Annotated in this window: 19 protein-coding genes; 12 read left to right on the top strand and 7 right to left on the bottom strand. The window is 64.3% G+C overall.

All coding sequences use genetic code 11. The features are described from left to right. Window position 1 precedes the first annotated feature (1 nt). The 3 genes from N5D48_RS15230 (at window position 2) to N5D48_RS15220 (ending at window position 2,028) form a co-directional block, all read left to right on the top strand. Window positions 2-607: an arylesterase gene (locus tag N5D48_RS15230; protein ID WP_279885677.1), complete on the top strand. Its 606-nt coding sequence runs from the start codon at window positions 2-4 to the stop codon at window positions 605-607. A gap of 58 nt (window positions 608-665) precedes the next feature. Next, window positions 666-947, top strand: a complete 282-nt coding sequence (locus tag N5D48_RS15225) for a hypothetical protein (RefSeq protein ID WP_028692618.1) — start codon at window positions 666-668, stop codon at window positions 945-947. A gap of 106 nt (window positions 948-1,053) precedes the next feature. Continuing rightward, complete coding sequence (locus N5D48_RS15220) at window positions 1,054-2,028, top strand: L,D-transpeptidase family protein (protein WP_279885675.1); 975 nt, start codon at window positions 1,054-1,056, stop codon at window positions 2,026-2,028. A gap of 127 nt (window positions 2,029-2,155) precedes the next feature. Here N5D48_RS15220 and oprI read toward each other — a convergent pair whose 3' ends face one another. Continuing rightward, window positions 2,156-2,407, bottom strand: a complete 252-nt coding sequence (gene oprI / locus N5D48_RS15215) for an outer membrane lipoprotei OprI (RefSeq protein WP_003259780.1) — start codon at window positions 2,405-2,407, stop codon at window positions 2,156-2,158. Window positions 2,408-2,896: 489 nt separating this feature from the next. Here oprI and N5D48_RS15210 point away from each other — a divergent pair, with 489 nt between their 5' ends. Continuing rightward, entirely contained in the window at window positions 2,897-3,178 is a 282-nt protein-coding gene (locus N5D48_RS15210) for a GNAT family N-acetyltransferase (protein WP_279885674.1), read from the top strand. A gap of 57 nt (window positions 3,179-3,235) precedes the next feature. Here N5D48_RS15210 and N5D48_RS15205 read toward each other — a convergent pair whose 3' ends face one another. After that, window positions 3,236-4,312, bottom strand: a complete 1,077-nt coding sequence (locus N5D48_RS15205; RefSeq protein ID WP_279885672.1) for a 3-deoxy-7-phosphoheptulonate synthase — start codon at window positions 4,310-4,312, stop codon at window positions 3,236-3,238. Between the two features lie 228 nt (window positions 4,313-4,540). Here N5D48_RS15205 and N5D48_RS15200 point away from each other — a divergent pair, with 228 nt between their 5' ends. The 3 genes from N5D48_RS15200 to cysB all read left to right on the top strand — a co-directional run bounded on the left by N5D48_RS15200 (window position 4,541) and on the right by cysB (window position 7,198). Next, window positions 4,541-5,503 (top strand): putative 2-dehydropantoate 2-reductase, encoded by a 963-nt coding sequence (locus tag N5D48_RS15200; protein WP_279885670.1) that lies wholly within the window; start codon window positions 4,541-4,543, stop codon window positions 5,501-5,503. Window positions 5,504-5,598: 95 nt separating this feature from the next. Next, the gene (locus tag N5D48_RS15195) at window positions 5,599-6,096 is read left to right on the top strand and encodes a universal stress protein (protein WP_279885669.1); all 498 of its coding nucleotides are present in this window, start codon (window positions 5,599-5,601) and stop codon (window positions 6,094-6,096) included. A 127-nt stretch (window positions 6,097-6,223) separates the two neighbouring features. Then, window positions 6,224-7,198 carry an HTH-type transcriptional regulator CysB gene (gene cysB, locus N5D48_RS15190; protein WP_279806355.1) on the top strand — a complete coding sequence of 325 codons (975 nt, stop codon included), beginning with the start codon at window positions 6,224-6,226 and terminating at the stop codon, window positions 7,196-7,198. A gap of 133 nt (window positions 7,199-7,331) precedes the next feature. On the opposite strand, the gene N5D48_RS15185 is transcribed toward cysB, so the two are convergent. From N5D48_RS15185 to N5D48_RS15165, 5 genes are all read right to left on the bottom strand, one after another. Beyond that, complete coding sequence (locus N5D48_RS15185) at window positions 7,332-8,066, bottom strand: phosphoadenylyl-sulfate reductase (protein ID WP_279885667.1); 735 nt, start codon at window positions 8,064-8,066, stop codon at window positions 7,332-7,334. Window positions 8,067-8,273: 207 nt separating this feature from the next. Beyond that, complete coding sequence (gene pabB, locus N5D48_RS15180; protein WP_279885664.1) at window positions 8,274-9,617, bottom strand: aminodeoxychorismate synthase component I; 1,344 nt, start codon at window positions 9,615-9,617, stop codon at window positions 8,274-8,276. A 256-nt stretch (window positions 9,618-9,873) separates the two neighbouring features. Next, window positions 9,874-10,854: an alpha-L-glutamate ligase-like protein gene (locus N5D48_RS15175; RefSeq protein ID WP_028692610.1), complete on the bottom strand. Its 981-nt coding sequence runs from the start codon at window positions 10,852-10,854 to the stop codon at window positions 9,874-9,876. Next, window positions 10,854-12,389: an inactive transglutaminase family protein gene (locus N5D48_RS15170; RefSeq protein WP_279885659.1), complete on the bottom strand. Its 1,536-nt coding sequence runs from the start codon at window positions 12,387-12,389 to the stop codon at window positions 10,854-10,856. Before N5D48_RS15170 ends, N5D48_RS15175 begins: the two co-directional genes overlap by 1 nt. Window positions 12,390-12,394: 5 nt before the next feature. Then, window positions 12,395-12,931 carry an ATP-dependent zinc protease gene (locus N5D48_RS15165; protein ID WP_279885657.1) on the bottom strand — a complete coding sequence of 179 codons (537 nt, stop codon included), beginning with the start codon at window positions 12,929-12,931 and terminating at the stop codon, window positions 12,395-12,397. 285 nt (window positions 12,932-13,216) lie between these two features. Here N5D48_RS15165 and N5D48_RS15160 point away from each other — a divergent pair, with 285 nt between their 5' ends. The 5 genes from N5D48_RS15160 to prpF all read left to right on the top strand — a co-directional run bounded on the left by N5D48_RS15160 (window position 13,217) and on the right by prpF (window position 20,208). Then, window positions 13,217-13,933, top strand: coding sequence for a GntR family transcriptional regulator (locus N5D48_RS15160; protein ID WP_279885654.1), 717 nt, complete (start codon window positions 13,217-13,219; stop codon window positions 13,931-13,933). Beyond that, complete coding sequence (gene prpB / locus N5D48_RS15155) at window positions 13,930-14,820, top strand: methylisocitrate lyase (RefSeq protein WP_279885651.1); 891 nt, start codon at window positions 13,930-13,932, stop codon at window positions 14,818-14,820. The genes N5D48_RS15160 and prpB overlap by 4 nt, the downstream gene beginning before the upstream one ends. 161 nt (window positions 14,821-14,981) lie before the next feature. Then, window positions 14,982-16,109: a 2-methylcitrate synthase gene (prpC, locus tag N5D48_RS15150; RefSeq protein ID WP_279885648.1), complete on the top strand. Its 1,128-nt coding sequence runs from the start codon at window positions 14,982-14,984 to the stop codon at window positions 16,107-16,109. Window positions 16,110-16,274: 165 nt separating this feature from the next. After that, window positions 16,275-18,863: a Fe/S-dependent 2-methylisocitrate dehydratase AcnD gene (gene acnD, locus N5D48_RS15145; protein ID WP_279885645.1), complete on the top strand. Its 2,589-nt coding sequence runs from the start codon at window positions 16,275-16,277 to the stop codon at window positions 18,861-18,863. Window positions 18,864-19,017: 154 nt separating this feature from the next. After that, complete coding sequence (gene prpF, locus N5D48_RS15140) at window positions 19,018-20,208, top strand: 2-methylaconitate cis-trans isomerase PrpF (RefSeq protein ID WP_279885642.1); 1,191 nt, start codon at window positions 19,018-19,020, stop codon at window positions 20,206-20,208. The last annotated feature ends 28 nt before the right edge of the window (window positions 20,209-20,236 follow it).

Below are 20,236 nucleotides of genomic sequence, written 5' to 3'. Positions count from 1 at the left end.
GATGCGAAATTGGTGGTTGAGTGCCGGTCTGGCCCTGTGTTGCCTGGCCCAGGGCGCGGCGGCGGGAACGTTGCTGGTCGTTGGCGATAGTATCAGCGCCGGTTTTGGCCTGGATACCCGCCAGGGCTGGGTCAGCCTGCTGCAACAGCAGTTGAAGAAGGAGGGTTTCGACGATCAGGTGGTCAATGCCTCGATCAGCGGCGACACCAGTGCAGGTGGCCAGGCGCGGCTGCCGGCGCTGCTTGCAGCGCACAAGCCGGACCTGGTGGTGCTGGAGCTGGGTGGCAACGATGGCCTGCGCGGGCAGCCTGCGCAGCAATTGCAACAGAATCTTGCATCGATGATCGATCAGTCCCGCCAGGCCGGGGCCGAGGTGGTGCTGCTGGGCATGCGCCTGCCGCCGAACTATGGCGTGCGTTACACCACGGCGTTCGCCCAGGTCTATGAACAGCTGGCCGCGGATAAAAAGGTGCCGCTGGTGCCGTTCTTCCTCGAAGGCGTGGGCGGGGTGCCGGAGCTGATGCAGGCCGATGGCATCCATCCAGCCGCGGCCGCCCAGCAGCGCTTGCTGGAAAATGCCTGGCCGACGATAAAACCCTTGCTGTGACGCTTTTATCGGGGGCCGCTTTCGGCTAATGTTGCGCCCCCCGTTTCGAGTGCCCCCAATGCCGCGCCCCGCCTGGTCCCTGTACGCCTACCAACTGATCGAGCCTGATGAGCAGCTCGACCTGTTTGCCTGCCAGGAAGTGCGCATCCACCTGGCCGCTCGCCAGCTCGAGCTGGGCGTGCCTGTCGATCGTACCTTGTGTGGCGGCCTGCTGCCGGCGCAGCCCCGCTGGTCGGGCGTCGAGCGCGCGATATACCGGGACGAGCGCCTGTGTCCGCTGTGCCGGGCAATTCTCGATGCCCAGCGCCGTGGCATGCGTCCGGTGTGGCCGGAACTCTGAGCACCTTTCATCATCTGAAACGGTTGTCCCCTGGCAATGCCTCCCGTTGGATTGCACGCGGGTGTACAATCGATTCCCTTGACTGACCTTTCGAAGGATTTCCCGGATGTTGTCGCGCTTTCCTGCCGTCACCCGTAGCCTGACCCTGGCCGCCTTGCTGGCGACAGGCCCCGCTGTTGCGCTGGAGCTGCCGCTGCCACCTCCCGGGGAGGATGTCGTTGGGCAGGTCCAGACGATCAAGGCCAAGTACGAGGACACCTTTGCCGACATCGGTACCGCCAATGACCTGGGCTACCTGGAAATGATCGCCGCCAACCCCGGGGTCGACCCCTGGCTGCCGGGCGCGGGCACCGAGATCATTCTCCCCACCCGGTACATTCTGCCGCCGGGCCCGCGCGAAGGCATCGTCATCAACCTCGCCGAGTACCGCTTGTATTACTACCCGAAAGGGCAGGGCGTGGTGCACACCTTCCCGCTGGGTATCGGTCGTGAGGGCTGGGGTTCACCGATCGCCAACACCAAGATCACCGCCAAGACCCCGAACCCGACCTGGACGCCGCCCGCCTCGATTCGTGCCGAACATGCTGCCGATGGCGATATCCTGCCCACCGTGGTGCCGGCGGGTCCTGACAATCCGCTGGGGCCTTTCAAGTTCACCCTGGGCGTGCCGGGCTACCTGATCCATGGTTCGAACAAGAAGTTCGGCATCGGCATGCGCACCAGCCACGGCTGCTTCCGCATGCTCAACAACAATGTGCTGGAACTGTCGAAGATGGTTCCGGTGGGTACGCCGGTGCGTATCATCAACGAGCCATACAAGTTCGGCATCAGTGGCGGCAAGGTTTATCTGGAGGCGCACACGCCGCTGGATGACCATGGCAACCCATCGGTGGTCGACAAGCACACCGCGGTGATCAATGCCCTGCTCAAGCGTGAAGACCTGGCCAACAACTTGCGCATGAACTGGGACATGGTTCGCGACGTGGTTGCCGCCGAAGATGGCATGCCGGTCGAGATTGCCGTGCCGGTCAATGGCGGGGCCGCGCCGATGGTCTCGAGCATCCCGCCCGAACTGCAGTAAGCCATCCGCTACTTGCCCAAGGCCCGCCTTAGCGCGGGCCTTTTCGCATGTGCTGGGTGGCCTTTTTCAAGGCAACAAAAAAGCCGACCCACAAGTGGGTCGGCTCCATAACAATCCGCGAGGATTATTACTTGCGGCTGGCTTTGTCCAGCATGCGCAGAGCGCGCTCGTTGGCTTCGTCAGCGGTCTGCTGAGCCTTCTGAGCAGCTGCCAGAGCGTCGTCAGCTTTGCGGTAGGCTTCGTCTGCACGAGCCTGAGCGCGAGCTGCTGCGTCTTCGGTAGCAGTCAGGCGAGCTTCGGTTTCTTTGGATACGCTGCTGCAACCGGTAGCCAGAACTGCGGCCAGAGCCAGAGCAGAGAATTTCAGAACGTTGTTCATCGTGTTCCCCTTCAAGGACTTTCTATTAAAGAGCCATCTCTCGGAAAAGAGAAACTGGCCGGCGTACATAGTACCCATTACTTGTAGTAAGTAAACTGACTAAGCGCAAGAACTGCAAAAAAAATGCGGCGGGCGGCTCCCGCGACGGGCTTTGTAAACAAAGTGTGAAAATCTTGATCAGCCTCCGCAAGCGTCTGTAGTACAGGAACTTTTTTGTTGAACTAAGGGTGACTTTAACTGTCGCCCGGCGTCTTAGCCCAAGAACATCCGGTTGCTGTTGTCGCACCAGAAGCAGGTAGCTGTCAGCATTTTCATTCCTGGCGGCTTGAGCATTCTTGTTGGCGGCGCCTACTATTTGAGGGTGCCATCGACACAGAACGTCCAGATCGTCCTGCTGTCCAAGGGCAACAGGTGGCGTAGAGGTTCCTTCGCCGGATAAATCCCATCGGTAAGGTAAGGGTCTGCCGACAAGACCTGCGAGGAGTAGTGATGAGCGAGACGCTGACCATCCACCATGACCAGGCCGGTCATCAGTTCGAGACCACCGTGGACGGTCACCGGGCGTACCTTACGTACATGGACCTGGGCAAGCAGACGCTGGACATCTACCGCACCTTCGTTCCCAACGCCTTGCGCGGGCGCGGGATCGCTGCCGCGCTCACCGAGAAGGCGCTGGACTACGCCGAACAGATGGGCTACACCGTGATCCCGTCGTGTTCCTATGTCGAGCGCTACATGGAACGCCAGCAGCGCCACTCCAGCAAGGCTTGAGCGCAACGCACACATGAAAACGCCGGGCATTGCCCGGCGTTTTCATGTGTGCGGGTTTCAGCCGCGCTGGCGCTTGGGCAGCACGTCCTTGAGCTTGGCGTGCATGCTGCGCAGGGTCTTCTCGGTGGCCGCCCAGTCGATGCAGGCATCGGTGACGGATACGCCGTACTGCAGCTCCTCGAGGTTCTTTGGAATAGCCTGGCAGCCCCAGTTCAGGTGGCTCTCGACCATCAGGCCGATGATCGACTGGTTGCCTTCGAGGATCTGGTTGGCCACGTTTTCCATGACCAGCGGCTGCAGGGCCGGGTCCTTGTTGGAGTTGGCGTGGCTGCAGTCGACCATGATGTTGGCCTTGATCTTGGCCTTGGCCAGGTCCTGCTCGCACAGGGCGACGCTGACCGAGTCATAGTTGGGCTTGCCGTTGCCGCCACGCAGTACCACGTGGCCATAGGCGTTGCCCTTGGTGGTGACGATGGATACGCCGCCTTCCTGGTTGATGCCCAGGAAACGGTGCGGCTTGGACACCGACTGCAAGGCGTTGATGGCCACGGTCAGGCCGCCATCGGTGCCGTTCTTGAAGCCGACTGCCGAGGACAGGCCCGAGGCCATCTCGCGGTGGGTCTGCGATTCGGTAGTGCGGGCGCCGATGGCCGACCAGCTGATCAGGTCCTGCAGGTATTGCGGGGAGATCGGGTCGAGCGCTTCGGTGGCGGTGGGCAGGCCCTTCTCGGCCAGGTCCAGCAGCAGTTGGCGACCGATGTGCAGGCCGTCCTGGATCTTGAACGAGTCGTCCAGGTACGGGTCGTTGATCAGGCCTTTCCAGCCGACGGTGGTGCGTGGCTTCTCGAAGTACACGCGCATGACCAGGTACAGGGTATCGGAAACTTCCTCGGCCAGTACCTTCAGGCGCTCGGCATACTCGTGGGCGGCCTTGATGTCGTGGATCGAGCAGGGGCCGACCACCACGAACAGGCGATGATCCTTGCCGTCGAGGATGTTGCGCACCACTTCGCGGCCGGCAGTCACGGTCTGCAGGGCCTTGGCGCTGAGGGGGATTTCCTTCTTGAGCTGATCGGGGGTGATCAAGGTCTCGTTGGAGGCAACGTTAAGGTCATCGATCGGTAAGTCAGCCATCGTGTTACTCGTCAGGTCACGGGTGCCGGCCGCCAGCGATCCCCGTGCGGCCCAGCAGCAGATTGTTCGCAGCGGGGAGGCCGAACCTTAGCGCGTTAGCGGGGGCGCGACAATGGGCTGGGGCCGCTGAGCCGGGGTTTTTGCCGGTGACGGGGCATTTGGCCGTGCAGGCGAGCACCCGCGTATAGTGGCAGACCGACAATAATGACTCTTGATCAGGAGCACGGCATGGCGTCCCTCGACCCCGGCATTGGCAAACCCCGCATCGGCATCATCGGTAGCGGCGCAATCGGTGGCTTCTACGGCCTGATGCTGGCCCGCGCAGGCTTTGACGTGCACTTTCTGCTGCGCAGCGAATACGAGGCCGTGCGCAAGCAGGGGCTGAGCCTCGACAGCGCGGTGCATGGCCAGGTGCGGATGCCGGTGCAGGCGTACGCCCGTGCCGCCGACATGCCGCGCTGCGACTGGTTGCTGGTGGGCGCCAAGGCCACCAGCAACGCCGAACTTGCGCCCTTGATCGTGCAGGCCGCGGCGCCCGACGCCCGGGTGGTGTTGCTGCAGAACGGCCTCGGCGTCGAGGAACAGTTGCGCCCGGCCTTGCGCCCGGACCTGCACCTGCTCGGCGGCCTGTGCTTTATTTGCGTCAACCGCGAGGGGCCCGGCGAGATCCGCCACCAGTCGCTGGGCGCGGTGAACCTGGGGTACCACAGTGGCCCGGCCCCGGACGGCGGCGCCGCCGTGGTGGAACAGGGCGCCGAACTGTTCCGCGCGGCGGGCATCGACTCCCAGGCCATGGCCGATCTCAACCAGGCGCGCTGGCAGAAACTGGTGTGGAATGTCCCCTACAACGGCTTGTCGGTGTTGCTGCAGGCCAGCACCACGCCCTTGATGGCCGATGTCGACAGTCGTGCGCTGATCCAGGCGTTGATGGCGGAAGTCGTGGCGGGGGCTCGGGCGTGCGGTCATGAACTGCCAGAGGGTTACGCTGAACACTTGTTCCGGGTCACCGAAAAGATGCCGGACTACTGGCCGAGCATGTACCACGACCACGTCCAGCAGCGGCCGCTGGAGTTGCAGGCGATCTACGCCGAGCCGTTGGCCCGGGCGCAGGCGGCTGGATGCGCGCTGCCGCGCATGGAGGCGTTGTACCAGGCCCTGGCGTTCATCGACCGGCGCAGCCGGCAGGCCTGAAGCCCGCGGCTGCCGTGCGCCAGACGGCCAGGCGATGGTCGATGGCGCTGCTAAGCTCAAGCTTGCTCTGCCGTCACGGCAGTCGAGGAGGTCGAATGATCCGTTCCATGCTGTTTGCCACCGACCTCGGTGTCTATGCGCCCTTCGTCATGCAGCACGCCCTGGCCCTGGCACGGACCTTCAACGCAGAACTGTATGTGATCCATGCCGTGGAGCCCATGGGCCAGTTCGCCGAATCGCTGCTGCAGAGTTACCTCGACGAACAGACCCTCGATGCGCTGCACAGCGAGGGCGTCACCACGGTCATGGCCAATATCGAGCAGCGAGTACTGGAAAACTTTCGTGACGAGATGAGCGAACCGGCGGACCTGGCGTTGATCCGTGCGGTGCGGGTGCGCCAGGGCGATCCTGCCCAGGTGATCCTCGAGCAGGCGCAACGGCTGTCGGTCGATCTGCTGATCTTTGGCAGCCATAGCGCGGGCGCGGGGGTGGATGTGCCGATCGGCCGTACTGCGGTGCGGCTGCTGCAGCTGTCGCCGGTACCGGTGTACATGGTGCCGTTGGCCCAGCACCTTGGGCGCAGGAAAGCGTGAACCTAGCGGTAGGACTTTTTCCGGCGAACGTAACAAAATAGTTCTAGATTTATTTCTCAAGCCACTAATATAGTTATAACTCGTCGCGACCGGCGTGCCGGTGACCTACCGTCTCTGAGGGATATCTATGAAGCTTCAGCAACTGCGCTACATCTGGGAAGTGGCGCACCATGACCTCAACGTTTCCGCGACGGCGCAGAGCCTGTACACCTCCCAGCCCGGGATCAGCAAGCAGATCCGCCTGCTCGAGGACGAGCTGGGCGTCGAAGTCTTCGCCCGCAGCGGCAAGCACCTGACCCGTGTCACCCCGGCCGGCGAGCGCATCATCAATACCGCCGGCGAGATCCTGCGCAAGGTCGAAAGCATCAAGCAGATCGCCCAGGAATTCTCCAACGAGAAAAAAGGCACGCTGTCGATCGCCACCACCCACACCCAGGCACGTTACGCGCTGCCACCAGTGATCAGCAGCTTCATCAAGCAATACCCGGAAGTCGCTCTGCACATGCACCAGGGCTCGCCGATGCAGATCGCCGAGATGGCCGCCGATGGCACCGTCGACTTCGCCATCGCCACCGAGGCACTGGAGCTGTTCGGCGACCTGATCATGATGCCGTGCTACAAGTGGAACCGTTGCGTGGTGGTGCCCCAGGGGCACCCGCTGACCAAGCTGCCGAAGCTGACGCTGGAGGCGGTGGCGGAGTATCCGATCGTCACTTACGTGTTCGGTTTCACCGGTCGTTCCAAGCTCGACGAGGCATTCAACCATCGCGGCCTGACGCCGAAGGTGGTGTTCACCGCCGCCGATGCCGACGTGATCAAGACTTATGTGCGCCTGGGGTTGGGCGTGGGGATCGTGGCCAAGATGGCGGTCGATGCGAAGCTCGACAGCGATCTGGTGTGCCTGGACGCCAGCGAACTGTTCGAGGCCAGCATCACCAAGATCGGCTTCCGTCGCGGCACCTTCCTGCGTGGCTTCATGTGCGATTTCATCGAGAAGTTCGCGCCGCACCTGACCCGTGAGGTGATGGCCAAGGCGATCCAGTGCCATAACAAGCAGGAGCTGGAAGAGCTGTTCGAAGGGGTCGAACTGCCGGTGCACTGAAAGCAGCGGCAAGCTACAAGCTACAAGCTACAAGCTACAAGCTACAAGCTACAAGCTACAAGCTACAAGAAAGAGCAGTCCATACGCGGTCTGCTCTTTCTTGCAGCTTGCAGCTTGCAGCTTGCCGCTGCTTTCAAACCTTGCTGATCAGGTTGCCGGCGTGCAGTCCGCATTCCTTTTGGGTCGACTCTTCCCACCACCAACGCCCTTCGCGCTCGTGCTGGTTAGGCAGCACCGGACGAGTGCACGGCTCGCAGCCGATGCTGATGAAACCGCGCTCGTGCAAGCTGTTGTAGGGCAGCTCGAGCATGCGGATATAACCCCAGACTTCCTCGCTGGTCATCTGCGCCAGCGGGTTGAACTTGTACAGGGTGCGCTCCGCAGTGGAGAAGGCGCTGTCGATTTCCAGGGCCGCCACCTGGCTGCGGGTCCCCGGGCTCTGGTCGCGGCGCTGGCCAGTGGCCCAGGCGCTGACGGTGGCCAGCTTGCGGCGCAGCGGCTCGATCTTGCGGATGCCGCAGCACTCGCCGTGGCCGTCCTTGTAGAAGCTGAACAGGCCTTTTTCCTTGACGAACGGGTCGAGCTTGTCGCGGTCCGGGCTGAGGATCTCGATGGGCAGGTTGTACTGCTCGCGCACCTGGTCGATGAACCGGTAGGTCTCCGGGTGCAGGCGACCGGTGTCGAGGCTGAACACCTTGACCTGCTTGTTCAGCTTCCAGGCCATGTCCACCAGCACCACATCCTCGGCGCCGCTGAAGGAGATCCACAGGTCATCGCCAAAATGCTCGAAGGCGAGCTTGAGGATCTCCTGCGGGGACTTGCTGGCGTAGGTCGCGGCCAGGGCGGCGACGTCGAAGGGTTGGCTCATCAGGCGGTTTCCATCGGTTGAGTGGCGCTGTGCGCTCGTAGTGCTCAGATGGTAACAAAAAATGGCGGGGCAGACGTTTATCTCAAGGGTTTGTGCTGCCTGCGCGGGCCCTTTCGCGGGTAAACCCGCTCCCACAGGTGTCGAGTGATCCCGACAGTGGCGCAGGCCTTGTGGGAGCGGACTTGCCCGCGAAGCAGGCGCCGCTGATTACAAGACCTGCAGCGTTTCCATCAGCACCCGCACCTTGGCGATCGACTCCTCGTACTCGGCCTGCCAGTCCGAGTCGGCCACCACCGCGCCGCCGCCCCAGCAACTGACCTGGCCATCCTTGACCAGCAGGCTGCGGATAGCGATGGAGCTGTCCATTTCGCCGCGCACATCGATATAAAGCAGCGAGCCGCAGTACAGCGCCCGGCGCGCCGGCTCCAGTTCGTCGATGATCTGCATGGCACGGATCTTCGGGGCGCCGGTGATCGAGCCGCCGGGGAAGCTGCCGGCGATCAGGTCCAGGGCGTCCTTGTCGGCGGCCAGTCGGCCGACCACGCTGCTGACCAGGTGGTGAACGTTGGGGTAGCTCTCCAGGCTGAACAGCTCCGGCACCTTCACCGAGCCGGTCTGGCAGGTGCGGCCGATGTCGTTGCGCAGCAGGTCGACGATCATCAGGTTTTCCGAGCGGTCCTTGGCGCTTGCCAGCAGCTCGGCGGCGTTGCGCGCGTCCTCGGCCGGGTCGGCGGCGCGCGGGCGGGTGCCCTTGATCGGGCGGGTCTCGACCGCGCCCTGGCTGACACGGATGAAGCGCTCGGGGGAGAAGCTCAGCAATGCCGTGCCTTCATCCAGCTGCTGGTAGCCGGAGAACGGCGTCGGGCAGGCGGCGCGCAGGGCCTGGTAGGCGCGCCACGGGTCGCCCTGGCAGGGGGCGCGAAAGCGCTGGGTGAGATTGATCTGGTAGCAGTCGCCGGCCTGGATGTAGTGCTGAACCTGGTCGAACGCCGTCCGGTATTGCTCGGGACGAAGGTCGCCGGTCATGGGCGCGAGCAGGTGGAAGTCACCGCTATCGCCTGGGGTGCTGGTCTCGAACAACGCGATGAGCCGTTGTTGCTCGGCCTCGGGCAGGCTCGGGTGGAACACCAGCTGGCTGCTGCACAGCCGATGGTCGGACACCAGTGCCCAGGCATACAGCCCCAGCCGCGCGTCGGGCAGGCCGAGGTCGTCGACCGCGTGCGTCGGCAGCTGCTCCAGGCGCCGGCCGAAGTCGTAGCTCAGGTAGCCGATCAGGCCACCGGCGAACGGCAGCTCGATGCTCTCGGGCAGTTGTGCCGTCCCCAGGTCGGCCAGAGCCTGGCGCAGGCGCTGGAGGTAGTCGCGACCGTCTTCGTCGGGGTGTGCCTGCAACTGTTGCAACGGCCAGGCGCTGAGCAGGTCGTAGCGGCCGCGTTCGGCGCCTGGACGGGCGCTGTCGAGCAGGATCGCACCGGGCGCGCGGCGCAGGCGTTCGAAGTAGAAGGCGGGGTCGGGCTGGTAGGGCAGGGGGTGGAGCGTACAGGTCGGCATCAGGATGGACGGCGATGAAAAGCGAGGAGGGCGATTGTAGTCCTGTGTAGGAAATGCGCCTAGCGCTGGCAGCGACATTCACCATCCGGATTTGCGCAATCCCCCTGTAGGAGCGGCCTTGCCGAGGCGTCGGACCGGTCGGAAAGGGCCGCAAAGCGGCCCCGGCAATCTCTGCATAAACGCTGAAATTCTGGGGCTGCTTTGCAGCCCTTTCGCGGCACAAGGCCGCTCCTACAGGGATTGCGCAGGGCTTGGGTTACAGCGGATTGACGTGCCCGAACAGCCCTTGCGAAACCTTCACGCGCTGCTCGGCATCCTCGCTGCGACCTTCCTTGGCCAGCATCTCCAGGTGCGCCTCGATGGCATGGGTGCGCTGGGTCAGGCCGCAGTCGTTGGCGATCTGGATGTTCAGGCCGGGGCGGGCGTTGAGCTCGAGGATCAGCGGGCCCTTGTCCTGATCCAGGACCATGTCCACGCCGATGTAGCCCAGGCCGCACAGCTCGTAGCAGCTGGCCGCGAGCTTCATGAAACCGTCCCAGTTCGGCAGCTGCACACCGTCCACCGCGTTGGTGGTGTCCGGGTGCTTGCTGATGATCTTGTTCAGCCAGGTGCCGCGCAGGGTCAGGCCGGTGGCCAGGTCCACACCCACGCCGATGGCGCCCTGGTGCAGGTTGGCCTTGCCGCCGGACTGGCGGGTCGGCAGGCGCAGCATGGCCATCACCGGATAGCCCATCAGCACGATGATGCGGATGTCCGGCACGCCTTCGTAGCTGATGCTCTTGAAGATCTGGTCCGGGGTGACCCGGTACTCGATCAGCGCGCGGTCGCGGTGCCCGCCCAGCGAGTACAGGCCGGTGAGGATGCTGGAGATCTGGTGCTCGATCTCCTCATGGCTGATGATCTTGCCCGACACCGTGCGATAGCGGTCCTCGAAACGGTCGGCGATCACCAGGATGCCGTCACCGCCGGCGCCCTGGGCCGGCTTGATGACGAAGTCGCTGCGCCCGCCGATGATCTCGTCGAGTTTTTCGATCTGCTTCTCGGTCTCGATGATGCCGTACATCTCCGGCACATGGATGCCGGCCGCCAGGGCGCGCTCCTTGGTGATGATCTTGTCGTCGACGATCGGGTACAGGTGGCGCTTGTTGTACTTCAACACGTAGTCCGCGTTGCGCCGGTTGATACCCATGATGCCCCGGGCCTCCAGGGCTTTCCACGTCTTGATCAGGCCAAACATCAGGCGTCAGCCTTCTTCAGGAATGCCTTGAAGCGCACGAGCTCGGTCAGGCGGTAGCCGCGGTAGCGACCCATCGCCAGCATGAAGCCCACCAGGATCAGCAGCACCGCCGGGAAGGTGAAGACGAAGTACACCGCTTCCGGCACGGTCATCAGCAGGTGCGCGATGGAGGCGGCGAACAGGGTGCCGATGGCCACTTTCATGGCATGGCCGCCGCCACGCTCTTCCCAGGTGATCGACAGGCGCTCGATGGTCATGGTCAGGATCACCATCGGGAACAGTGCCACCGACAGGCCGCGCTCCAGGCCCAGCTTGTGGCTGAACAGGCTGATGGCGGCGATCAGCACCACGACGAAGGTCAGTACCACCGACAAGCGCGGCAGCATCTGCAGCTTGAGGTGCTCAAGGTACGAGCGCAGCGACAGGCCCAGGGCGGTGATCACCGTGAACAGGATGATGCCGAAGCCCAGCTGGGTCTCGCGGAAGGCCAGGGCGATCAGCACCGGGGTGAAGGTACCCAGGGTCTGGATGCCGATCAGGTTACGCAGCACCAGGATCACCAGCACGCCGATCGGGATCATCACCATGATCATGAAGGTCTGCTGGGTCTGCAGCGGCAGGCCGTACAGCGAGTATTCGAGGAAGTCGGCGTCGGTGTTCTCGTCGGTCAGCTTGGCCAGGCGGATGGCGTTCATCTCGCTGTTGTTCATGCTGAAGGTGACGCTGGCTTTCCTGCCGCCATCGACGGTGATCAGGTTGTCATCACCGGTCCACCACAGCAGGCGGTCGCTGGGCAGGCCCTGCTCGCCGGTCTCCGGGTTGAAGTACAGCCAGTCGTTGCCGTTGAAGCTGCGCAGCCACAGTTCGGGGCTCTGCGGGGTGTCGGCGACCAGGCGGATGGTGTGGACCTTTTCCAGCGGCACATGGGCGATGGACAGCAGCAGGTCGATCACCTGGGCTTTCTTCATCGGCGAGGTGTCGCCGGCCAGCAGCAGCTTGACGTTGTCGTCATTGAGGTTGTTGACCCGCTTGATGGTCTCGCTGACGAAGGTCTCGACGTCGGCCGAGTGCTGGCGGATCGGCGCCATCAGCGCTTCGGCGGCGATCTTTTCCGGGCCTTCTACGGCCAGGCTGTCGCGGAAGGTCGGGCCCTTGATCTTGGCTTTTTCGGTGCTGTAGCGCTTGGTCAGCACCAGGCGGTAGTAGAGGGTCTGGTTGCCGCTGGCACGACGGGCCGACCAGGTCACCTTGCGGTTGCCATCGGCGCGGTTGACGCTCACTCCATAGTTGTTGGAGATGAAGCTCTCGTTGAGGCTCACGTAGTCACGGTTCAGCGGGGGCACGAACATCTGCACCTTGACCGGGTCCTTGGCGCTGGCGACGAACTCGACCTTGGCGTCGATGTTCCACAGGTCGTCGGTCTCGTCCTCGGTCACCGGAATGCCGAGGGCGAAGATCTGATAGGCCGTGATCGCGATGCCCAGCAGCACCAGGACGGTGATCAGGACTTTCAGGTGAAGGGTAAGAGAGCGCATCGGAATTACTCTGCTTTGGGAGCTTCGGTGGCGCAGGCAGGTTTGCCGGCCGCGTATTTAAGGCTTGGGTCGACCAGCGCACCGAAGTGCTTGAGGGCCTCGGAACCGATCAGCAGCGGGAACTGGAAGGCGCTGCGGTCGGTGAGGTTGACCTCGATGGTGCGTTGCGTCTGGCCCATGCAGATCTCGAGTTCGATGACCGGGCGGGCGGTGTAGGCCTTGCCGGATTCGACATCATAGTCCCCGGCGCGGCGCTTGATCTTGCTGACGCGGGCCAGGGGGCGTTCGATGGGGTGCTTGTGCGCGGCGTCGATGGCCAGGTAGAAGCGCACCCAGCTTTCGCCGTTGCGCTTGAAGCGCTTGATGTCGCGGGCGCTGAGCGAGGCGGTCTTGGCGCCGGTGTCGAGCTTGGCCGCGACTTCCAGGTCAAGGCCGCCCAGGCGGGCGTATTCGTTCAGACCGTACACGGTCTTCTCGGCCGCGGGCGCGAGCGCCGGCAGCAGGGTCAGGCAGAGCAGCAGTGAAACGGGTATGAGTCTCATAATCCTGGCGCGGTGCGGTGCGAAGTTCAGGGCAAGGCGACTGGCCAAGCGTCCTCATTGATCTGTCAACAACATGAAATGATGACAGACACACTATCCATGCTCCCGGGGGAGCGCGGCATTCTATCACGCCGATGTCTTGACGCCAGCGCGCCCGCGATCAGACCCCGTAAGGGCGGGGTAAGTTCGTTATTAGACGATTGTCGACAATATTCTTTTTGTCTTTGACTCAGCTCCTCTATTTGGCTAGTTTTTGCGTCACTGATTTTGAAGGTGTCGACAATCATGCTGGATACAGCCCCGGCCACCGCACTGCCCCAGGACGAGACCGAGACCCTCTCGGAGCATGTCTTCCGCTGTATCCAGGCCGCCATCGTCAAGGGCGACATCGCCCCCGGCAGCAAGATCTCCGAGCCGGAGCTGGCGCGCACCTACGGCATCAGCCGCGGCCCGCTGCGCGAGGCGATCCACCGTCTGGAGGGCCAGCGCCTGCTGGTGCGCGTGCCGCATGTCGGCGCCCGGGTGGTGTCGCTCAGCCATGCCGAGCTGATCGAACTGTACGAAATCCGCGAATCCCTCGAAGGCATGGCCTGCCGCCTGGCCGCCGAGCGCATGAGCCAGGCGGCCATCGACGAACTGCGCCACGTGCTCGACACCCATGAGCGCGACGCCGCGTTCCAGGCCGGGCAGGGCTACTACCAGCAGGAAGGCGACTACGACTTTCACTACCGGATCATCCAGGGCAGCGGCAACCAGACCCTGTACAAGATGCTCTGCGGCGAGCTGTACCAGCTGGTGCGCATGTACCGCATCCAGTTCTCCAGCACGCCCAACCGCCCGCGCCAGGCCTTCGCCGAGCACCACCGCATCCTCGATGCGATCGAGGCCCGTGATGGCGAACTGGCAGAACTCCTGATGCGCCGCCACATCGGCGCGTCCAAACGCAATATCGAGCGCCACTACCAAGGTGCCGACAACAATAGCCCACGAGGTGAGTCATGACAGTGAAGAGCACGCCCGGCCAGCGTTTCCGTGACGCGGTCGCCGCCGAACATCCGCTGCAGGTGGTCGGGACCATCAACGCCAACCATGCCCTGCTGGCCAAGCGCGCCGGCTTCAAGGCCATCTACCTGTCCGGCGGCGGTGTCGCCGCCGGCTCCCTGGGCCTGCCGGACCTGGGCATCAGCGGCCTGGACGATGTGCTCACCGACGTACGGCGCATCACCGACGTGTGCGACCTGCCGCTGCTGGTGGATGTCGACACCGGCTTCGGCGCCTCGGCCTTCAACGTTGCCCGCACCGTCAAGTCGATGAGCAAGTTCGGTGCCGCGGCTATCCATATCGAGGACCAGGTCGGCGCCAAGCGCTGCGGCCACCGGCCGAACAAGGAGATCGTCTCGCAGCAGGAGATGGTCGATCGCATCAAGGCCGCCGTCGACGCCCGCAGCGACGACAGCTTCGTGATCATGGCGCGCACCGATGCCCTGGCGGTGGAAGGCCTGAACGCCGCGCTGGACCGCGCCGCCGCCTGCATCGAGGCCGGCGCCGACATGATCTTCCCGGAAGCCATCACCGAGCTTTCGATGTACAAGACCTTCGCCGACCGGGTGAAGGCGCCGATCCTGGCCAACATCACCGAGTTCGGCGCCACGCCGCTGTACACCACCGAGGAACTGGCCTCGGTCGATGTGTCGCTGGTGCTGTACCCGCTGTCGGCCTTCCGCGCCATGAACAAGGCGGCCGAGAACGTCTACACCGCGCTGCGCCGCGACGGCACCCAGAAGCACGTGATCGACACCATGCAGACCCGCATGGAGCTCTACGATGCCATCGGCTACCACGCCTTCGAGCAGAGCCTCGATGCGTTGTTCGCGCAGAAAAAAGGGTAAATGAATACCTGTGCCGGCCTCTTCGCGGGTAAACCCGCTCCCACAGGTTTCAGAGATTGCGCCAAACCTGTGGGAGCGGGTTTACCCGCGAAGAGGCCGGCACAGGCAAACCGATTAGCCAGAAAAGACTTCGATAACAAATTCAAGAAAGGAGAAACACCATGGCCGAAGCAAAAGTACTCAGTGGCGCGGGCCTGCGTGGCCAGGTGGCCGGCCAGACCGCGCTGTCGACCGTCGGCCAGGCCGGGGCCGGCCTGACCTACCGCGGCTATGACGTGCGCGACCTGGCCGCCGGCGCCGAGTTCGAGGAAGTCGCCTACCTGCTGCTGTACGGCGAGCTGCCGAGCAAGACGGAGTTGGCCGACTACAAGCGCAAGCTCAAGGGTCTGCGCGACCTGCCGCAAGCGCTGAAGGAAGTGCTCGAGCGCATCCCGCGCGACGCCCACCCGATGGACGTGATGCGCACCGGCTGCTCGGTGCTCGGCACCCTCGAGCCCGAGCTGACCTTCGACGCCCAGCGCGAGAAGACCGATCGCCTGCTGGCGCTGTTCCCGGCGGTGATGTGCTACTGGTACCGCTTCACCCACCACGGCGTGCGCATCGACTGCACCAGCGACGAGGACACCTTGGGCGGTCACTTCCTGCACCTGCTGCACGGCAAGAAGCCGAGCGCGCTGCACGTCAAGGTGATGAACGTCTCGCTGATCCTCTACGCGGAGCACGAGTTCAACGCCTCGACCTTCACCGCCCGGGTCTGCGCCTCGACCCTGTCCGACCTCTACTCTTGCGTCACCGCCGCCATCGGCTCGCTGCGCGGCCCGCTGCACGGCGGCGCCAACGAAGCGGCGATGGAGCTGATCGAGCGCTTCCAGACCCCGCAGGAAGCCACCGCCGAGCTGCTGCGCATGCTCGAGCGCAAGGACAAGATCATGGGCTTTGGCCACGCCATCTACAAAGAGTCCGACCCGCGTAACGAAGTGATCAAGGGCTGGTCGAAGCAGCTCGCCGATGAAGTCGGCGACAAGGTCCTGTACCCGGTTTCCGAAGCCATCGACAAAACCATGTGGGAGCAGAAGCGCCTGTTCCCCAACGCCGACTTCTACCATGCCTCGGCGTACCACTTCATGGGCATCCCGACCAAGCTGTTCACCCCGATCTTCGTCTGCTCGCGCCTGACCGGCTGGGCCGCGCACGTGTTCGAACAGCGCGCCAACAACCGCATCATCCGCCCGAGCGCCGAGTACGTGGGCGTCGAACAGCGCCAGTTCGTGCCGATCGAGCAGCGCTGAATTGTCGACTGCTGGGGCTGCTGCGCAGCCCTATCGCGACACAAGGCCGCTCCTACAGGTGCGGCGCAGTCCCTGTAGGAGCGGCCTTGTGTCGCGATAGGGGCGCGCAGCGGCCCCAATGGCCAGACCTGCATAACGATTACCGTGACCGAGCCCGATAACGATATGAACACCGCATTCCGCAAGAACCTGACAGGCACCGCCCTGGACTACTTCGACGCCCGTGCCGCGGTCGAGGCGATCAAGCCCGGCGCCTACGAGGGCCTGCCGTACACATCCCGGGTACTGGCCGAGAACCTGGTGCGCCGCTGTGATCCGGCCACCCTCAACGCCTCGCTGGAACAGCTGATCGAGCGCAAGCGCGACCTCGACTTCCCCTGGTTCCCGGCCCGCGTGGTATGTCACGACATTCTCGGCCAGACCGCCCTGGTCGACCTGGCCGGCCTGCGCGACGCCATCGCCGACAAGGGCGGCGACCCGGCCCAGGTCAACCCGGTGGTACCGGTGCAATTGATCGTCGACCACTCGCTGGCCGTGGAGTGCGGCGGCTTCGATCCGCAGGCGTTCGACAAGAACCGCGCCATCGAGGACCGCCGCAACGAAGACCGTTTCCACTTCATCAACTGGACCAAGCAGGCGTTCAAGAACGTCGACGTGATCCAGCCGGGCAACGGCATCATGCACCAGATCAACCTGGAGAAGATGTCGCCGGTGATCCACAACGATCGCGGCGTGGCCTACCCGGACACCTGTGTCGGCACCGACAGCCACACCCCGCACGTGGATGCCCTGGGTGTGATCGCCATCGGCGTCGGCGGCCTGGAGGCCGAGAACGTGATGCTCGGCCGCGCCTCGTGGATGCGCCTGCCGGAAATCGTCGGCGTCGAGCTGACCGGTCGCCTGGCGCCGAACATCACCGCCACCGACCTGGTGCTGGCGCTCACCGAGTTCCTGCGCAAGCAGAAGGTGGTCGGCGCCTACCTGGAGTTCCACGGTGCCGGCGCCAGTGCGCTGACCCTGGGCGACCGCGCCACCATCTCCAACATGGCCCCGGAATACGGCGCCACCGCGGCGATGTTCGCCATCGACCAGCAGACCATCGACTACCTCAAGCTCACCGGTCGCGATGACCAGCAGGTGCAGCTGGTGGAAACCTACGCCAAGGCCGCCGGCCTGTGGGCCGACAGCCTGGCCAAGGCCGAGTACGAGCGCACCCTGAGCTTCGACCTGTCGAGCGTGGTGCGCAACATGGCCGGCCCGTCCAACCCGCATGCCCGAGTGGCCACCAGCGAACTGGCGGCCAAGGGCATCGCCGGCGCCTGGGAAGAAGTGCCGGGCCAGATGCCGGACGGCGCGGTGATCATCGCCGCCATCACCAGCTGCACCAACACCAGCAACCCACGCAACGTGATCGCCGCAGGCCTGTTGGCACGCAATGCCAACAAGCTCGGCCTGGCACGCAAGCCCTGGGTCAAGTCGTCGCTGGCGCCAGGCTCCAAAGCCGTGCAGCTTTACCTGGAAGAAGCCGGCCTGGAGAAAGAACTGGAGCAACTGGGCTTTGGCATCGTCGCGTTCGCCTGTACCACCTGCAACGGCATGTCCGGTGCGCTGGACCCGGTGATCCAGCAGGAGATCATCGACCGCGACCTGTACGCCACCGCCGTGCTGTCGGGCAACCGCAACTTCGACGGGCGCATTCACCCCTACGCCAAGCAGGCGTTCCTCGCCTCGCCGCCGCTGGTGGTGGCTTACGCTATCGCTGGCACCATCCGCTTCGACATCGAGAAAGATGTGCTGGGCGTGGTCGACGGCAAGGAAATCCGTCTCAAGGACATCTGGCCGAGCGACGCAGAGATCGACGCGGTCGTGCGTGCGGCGGTCAAGCCCGAGCAGTTCCGCAAGGTCTACATCCCGATGTTCGCCATCGAGGAAGATCGCGGGCCGAAGGTGGCGCCGCTGTACGAATGGCGCCCGATGAGCACCTACATCCGTCGCCCGCCGTACTGGGAAGGCGCCCTGGCCGGCGAGCGCACCCTGCGCGGCATGCGCCCTCTGGCGGTGCTGCCGGACAACATCACCACCGATCACCTGTCACCGTCCAATGCCATCCTGCTCGACAGCGCCGCCGGCGAGTACCTGGCCAAGATGGGCCTGCCGGAGGAGGACTTCAACTCCTACGCGACCCACCGTGGCGACCACCTCACCGCCCAGCGCGCCACCTTCGCTAACCCCAAGCTGTTCAACGAGATGGTGCGCAAGGATGACGGCAGCGTGAAGCAGGGGTCGCTGGCGCGCCTTGAGCCGGAAGGCAAGGTGACCCGCATGTGGGAGGCCATCGAGACCTACATGGAGCGCAAGCAGCCGCTGATCATCGTTGCCGGTGCCGACTACGGCCAGGGTTCGTCCCGCGACTGGGCGGCCAAGGGCGTGCGCCTGGCCGGCGTCGAGGCCATCGTCGCCGAAGGCTTCGAGCGCATCCACCGCACCAACCTGGTGGGCATGGGCGTGCTGCCGCTGGAGTTCAAGCCGGGCACCGACCGCAAGACCCTGGGCCTGGACGGCAGCGAGACCTATGACGTGCTCGGTGAGCGCAAGCCACGCGCGACGCTGACCCTGGTGGTGACGCGGCGCAATGGCGAGCGTGTCGAGGTGCCGGTGACCTGCCGCCTGGATACCGCCGAAGAGGTGTCGATCTACGAGGCGGGTGGCGTGTTGCAGCGCTTTGCTCAGGACTTCCTGGAAGGCGCGGCCTGAGCATGAAACGGGGGCCGCTTTGCGGCCCTTTCGCGACACAAGGCCGCTCCTACAGGCGACCGCGACCTCCTGTAGGAGCGGCCTTGTGTCGCGAAAGGGCTGCAAAGCAGCCCCAGGGATTTTCGCCGAAACGAAAAGATCAGGAAAAACTGCAATGGCCCATGTACCTCAAGTAAGAATCCCCGCCACCTATATTCGTGGCGGCACCAGCAAAGGCGTGTTCTTCCGCCTCCAGGACCTGCCCGAGCGCGCCCAGGTCCCGGGCCCGGCCCGTGACGCCCTGCTGCTGCGGGTGATCGGCAGCCCCGACCCGTACGGCAAGCAGATCGACGGCATGGGCGGCGCGACGTCCAGCACCAACAAGACGGTGATCCTGTCGAAGAGCCTCAAGGCCGACCACGACGTCGACTACCTGTTCGGCCAGGTGTCGATCGACAAGGCTTTCGTCGACTGGAGCGGCAACTGCGGCAACCTGTCCGCTGCGGTCGGCTCGTTCGCCATCAGCGGCGGGCTGGTCGATGCCAGCCGCATTCCGCGCAATGGCATCGCCACCGTGCGGATCTGGCAGGCCAACATCGGCAAGACCATCATCGCCCATGTGCCGGTCACCGAAGGCGAGGTGCAGGAAACCGGTGATTTCGAGCTCGACGGCGTGACCTTCCCGGCCGCCGAGGTGCAGCTGGAGTTCCTCGATCCGGCCGCCGACGAGGACGGTGACGGCGGGGCGATGTTCCCCACCGGCAACCTGGTCGACGACCTCGAGGTGCCGGGCGTCGGCACCTTCAAGGCGACCCTGATCAACGCCGGCATCCCGACCATCTTCGTCAATGCCGCCGATATCGGCTATACCGGTACCGAGCTGCAGGACGCGATCAACGGCGATGCCGTGGCATTGCAGCGTTTCGAGACCCTCCGCGCCCACGGCGCGGTGCGCATGGGGCTGATCGAGCACATCGACCAGGCTGCCGGGCGCCAGCACACGCCGAAGGTGGCGTTTGTCGCGGCGCCAACGGGCTATACCTCCTCCAGTGGCAAGGTTGTCGCCGCCGAGGACGTCGACCTGCTGGTGCGTGCGCTGTCGATGGGCAAGCTGCACCACGCGATGATGGGCACCGCGGCGGTCGCCATCGGCACCGCCGCGGCGATCCCGGGAACGCTGGTCAACCTCGCCGCCGGTGGCGGGGAGCGCAGTGCCGTGCGTTTCGGTCATCCGTCCGGCACGCTGCGGGTCGGGGCCGAGGCGCGTCAGGTGGACGGGCAGTGGACCGTGACCAAGGCAATCATGAGCCGAAGCGCTCGGGTGCTGATGGAGGGCTGGGTACGCGTGCCCGGTGATAGCTTCTAAACGCACCATCAGCGCTCGGCTTTTCTGG

It is taken from the genome of Pseudomonas sp. GD03858 (assembly GCF_029840925.1).
Taxonomy (GTDB): Bacteria; Pseudomonadota; Gammaproteobacteria; order Pseudomonadales; family Pseudomonadaceae; genus Aquipseudomonas.
The sequence above is the reverse complement of the archived record's forward strand: the minus strand, read 5'-3'. Positions and strand labels throughout refer to the sequence as shown.

What these genes read in the sequence shown, in the direction of transcription:
- N5D48_RS15230 (WP_279885677.1), top strand. Translation starts at nt 2, where the DNA reads ATGCGAAATTGGTGGTTGAGTGCCGGTCTGGCCCTGTGTTGCCTGGCC.
- N5D48_RS15225 (WP_028692618.1), top strand. Translation starts at nt 666, where the DNA reads ATGCCGCGCCCCGCCTGGTCCCTGTACGCCTACCAACTGATCGAGCCT.
- N5D48_RS15220 (WP_279885675.1), top strand. Translation starts at nt 1,054, where the DNA reads ATGTTGTCGCGCTTTCCTGCCGTCACCCGTAGCCTGACCCTGGCCGCC.
- oprI (WP_003259780.1), bottom strand. Translation starts at nt 2,407, where the DNA reads ATGAACAACGTTCTGAAATTCTCTGCTCTGGCTCTGGCCGCAGTTCTG.
- N5D48_RS15210 (WP_279885674.1), top strand. Translation starts at nt 2,897, where the DNA reads ATGAGCGAGACGCTGACCATCCACCATGACCAGGCCGGTCATCAGTTC.
- N5D48_RS15205 (WP_279885672.1), bottom strand. Translation starts at nt 4,312, where the DNA reads ATGGCTGACTTACCGATCGATGACCTTAACGTTGCCTCCAACGAGACC.
- N5D48_RS15200 (WP_279885670.1), top strand. Translation starts at nt 4,541, where the DNA reads ATGGCGTCCCTCGACCCCGGCATTGGCAAACCCCGCATCGGCATCATC.
- N5D48_RS15195 (WP_279885669.1), top strand. Translation starts at nt 5,599, where the DNA reads ATGATCCGTTCCATGCTGTTTGCCACCGACCTCGGTGTCTATGCGCCC.
- cysB (WP_279806355.1), top strand. Translation starts at nt 6,224, where the DNA reads ATGAAGCTTCAGCAACTGCGCTACATCTGGGAAGTGGCGCACCATGAC.
- N5D48_RS15185 (WP_279885667.1), bottom strand. Translation starts at nt 8,066, where the DNA reads ATGAGCCAACCCTTCGACGTCGCCGCCCTGGCCGCGACCTACGCCAGC.
- pabB (WP_279885664.1), bottom strand. Translation starts at nt 9,617, where the DNA reads ATGCCGACCTGTACGCTCCACCCCCTGCCCTACCAGCCCGACCCCGCC.
- N5D48_RS15175 (WP_028692610.1), bottom strand. Translation starts at nt 10,854, where the DNA reads ATGTTTGGCCTGATCAAGACGTGGAAAGCCCTGGAGGCCCGGGGCATC.
- N5D48_RS15170 (WP_279885659.1), bottom strand. Translation starts at nt 12,389, where the DNA reads ATGCGCTCTCTTACCCTTCACCTGAAAGTCCTGATCACCGTCCTGGTG.
- N5D48_RS15165 (WP_279885657.1), bottom strand. Translation starts at nt 12,931, where the DNA reads ATGAGACTCATACCCGTTTCACTGCTGCTCTGCCTGACCCTGCTGCCG.
- N5D48_RS15160 (WP_279885654.1), top strand. Translation starts at nt 13,217, where the DNA reads ATGCTGGATACAGCCCCGGCCACCGCACTGCCCCAGGACGAGACCGAG.
- prpB (WP_279885651.1), top strand. Translation starts at nt 13,930, where the DNA reads ATGACAGTGAAGAGCACGCCCGGCCAGCGTTTCCGTGACGCGGTCGCC.
- prpC (WP_279885648.1), top strand. Translation starts at nt 14,982, where the DNA reads ATGGCCGAAGCAAAAGTACTCAGTGGCGCGGGCCTGCGTGGCCAGGTG.
- acnD (WP_279885645.1), top strand. Translation starts at nt 16,275, where the DNA reads ATGAACACCGCATTCCGCAAGAACCTGACAGGCACCGCCCTGGACTAC.
- prpF (WP_279885642.1), top strand. Translation starts at nt 19,018, where the DNA reads ATGGCCCATGTACCTCAAGTAAGAATCCCCGCCACCTATATTCGTGGC.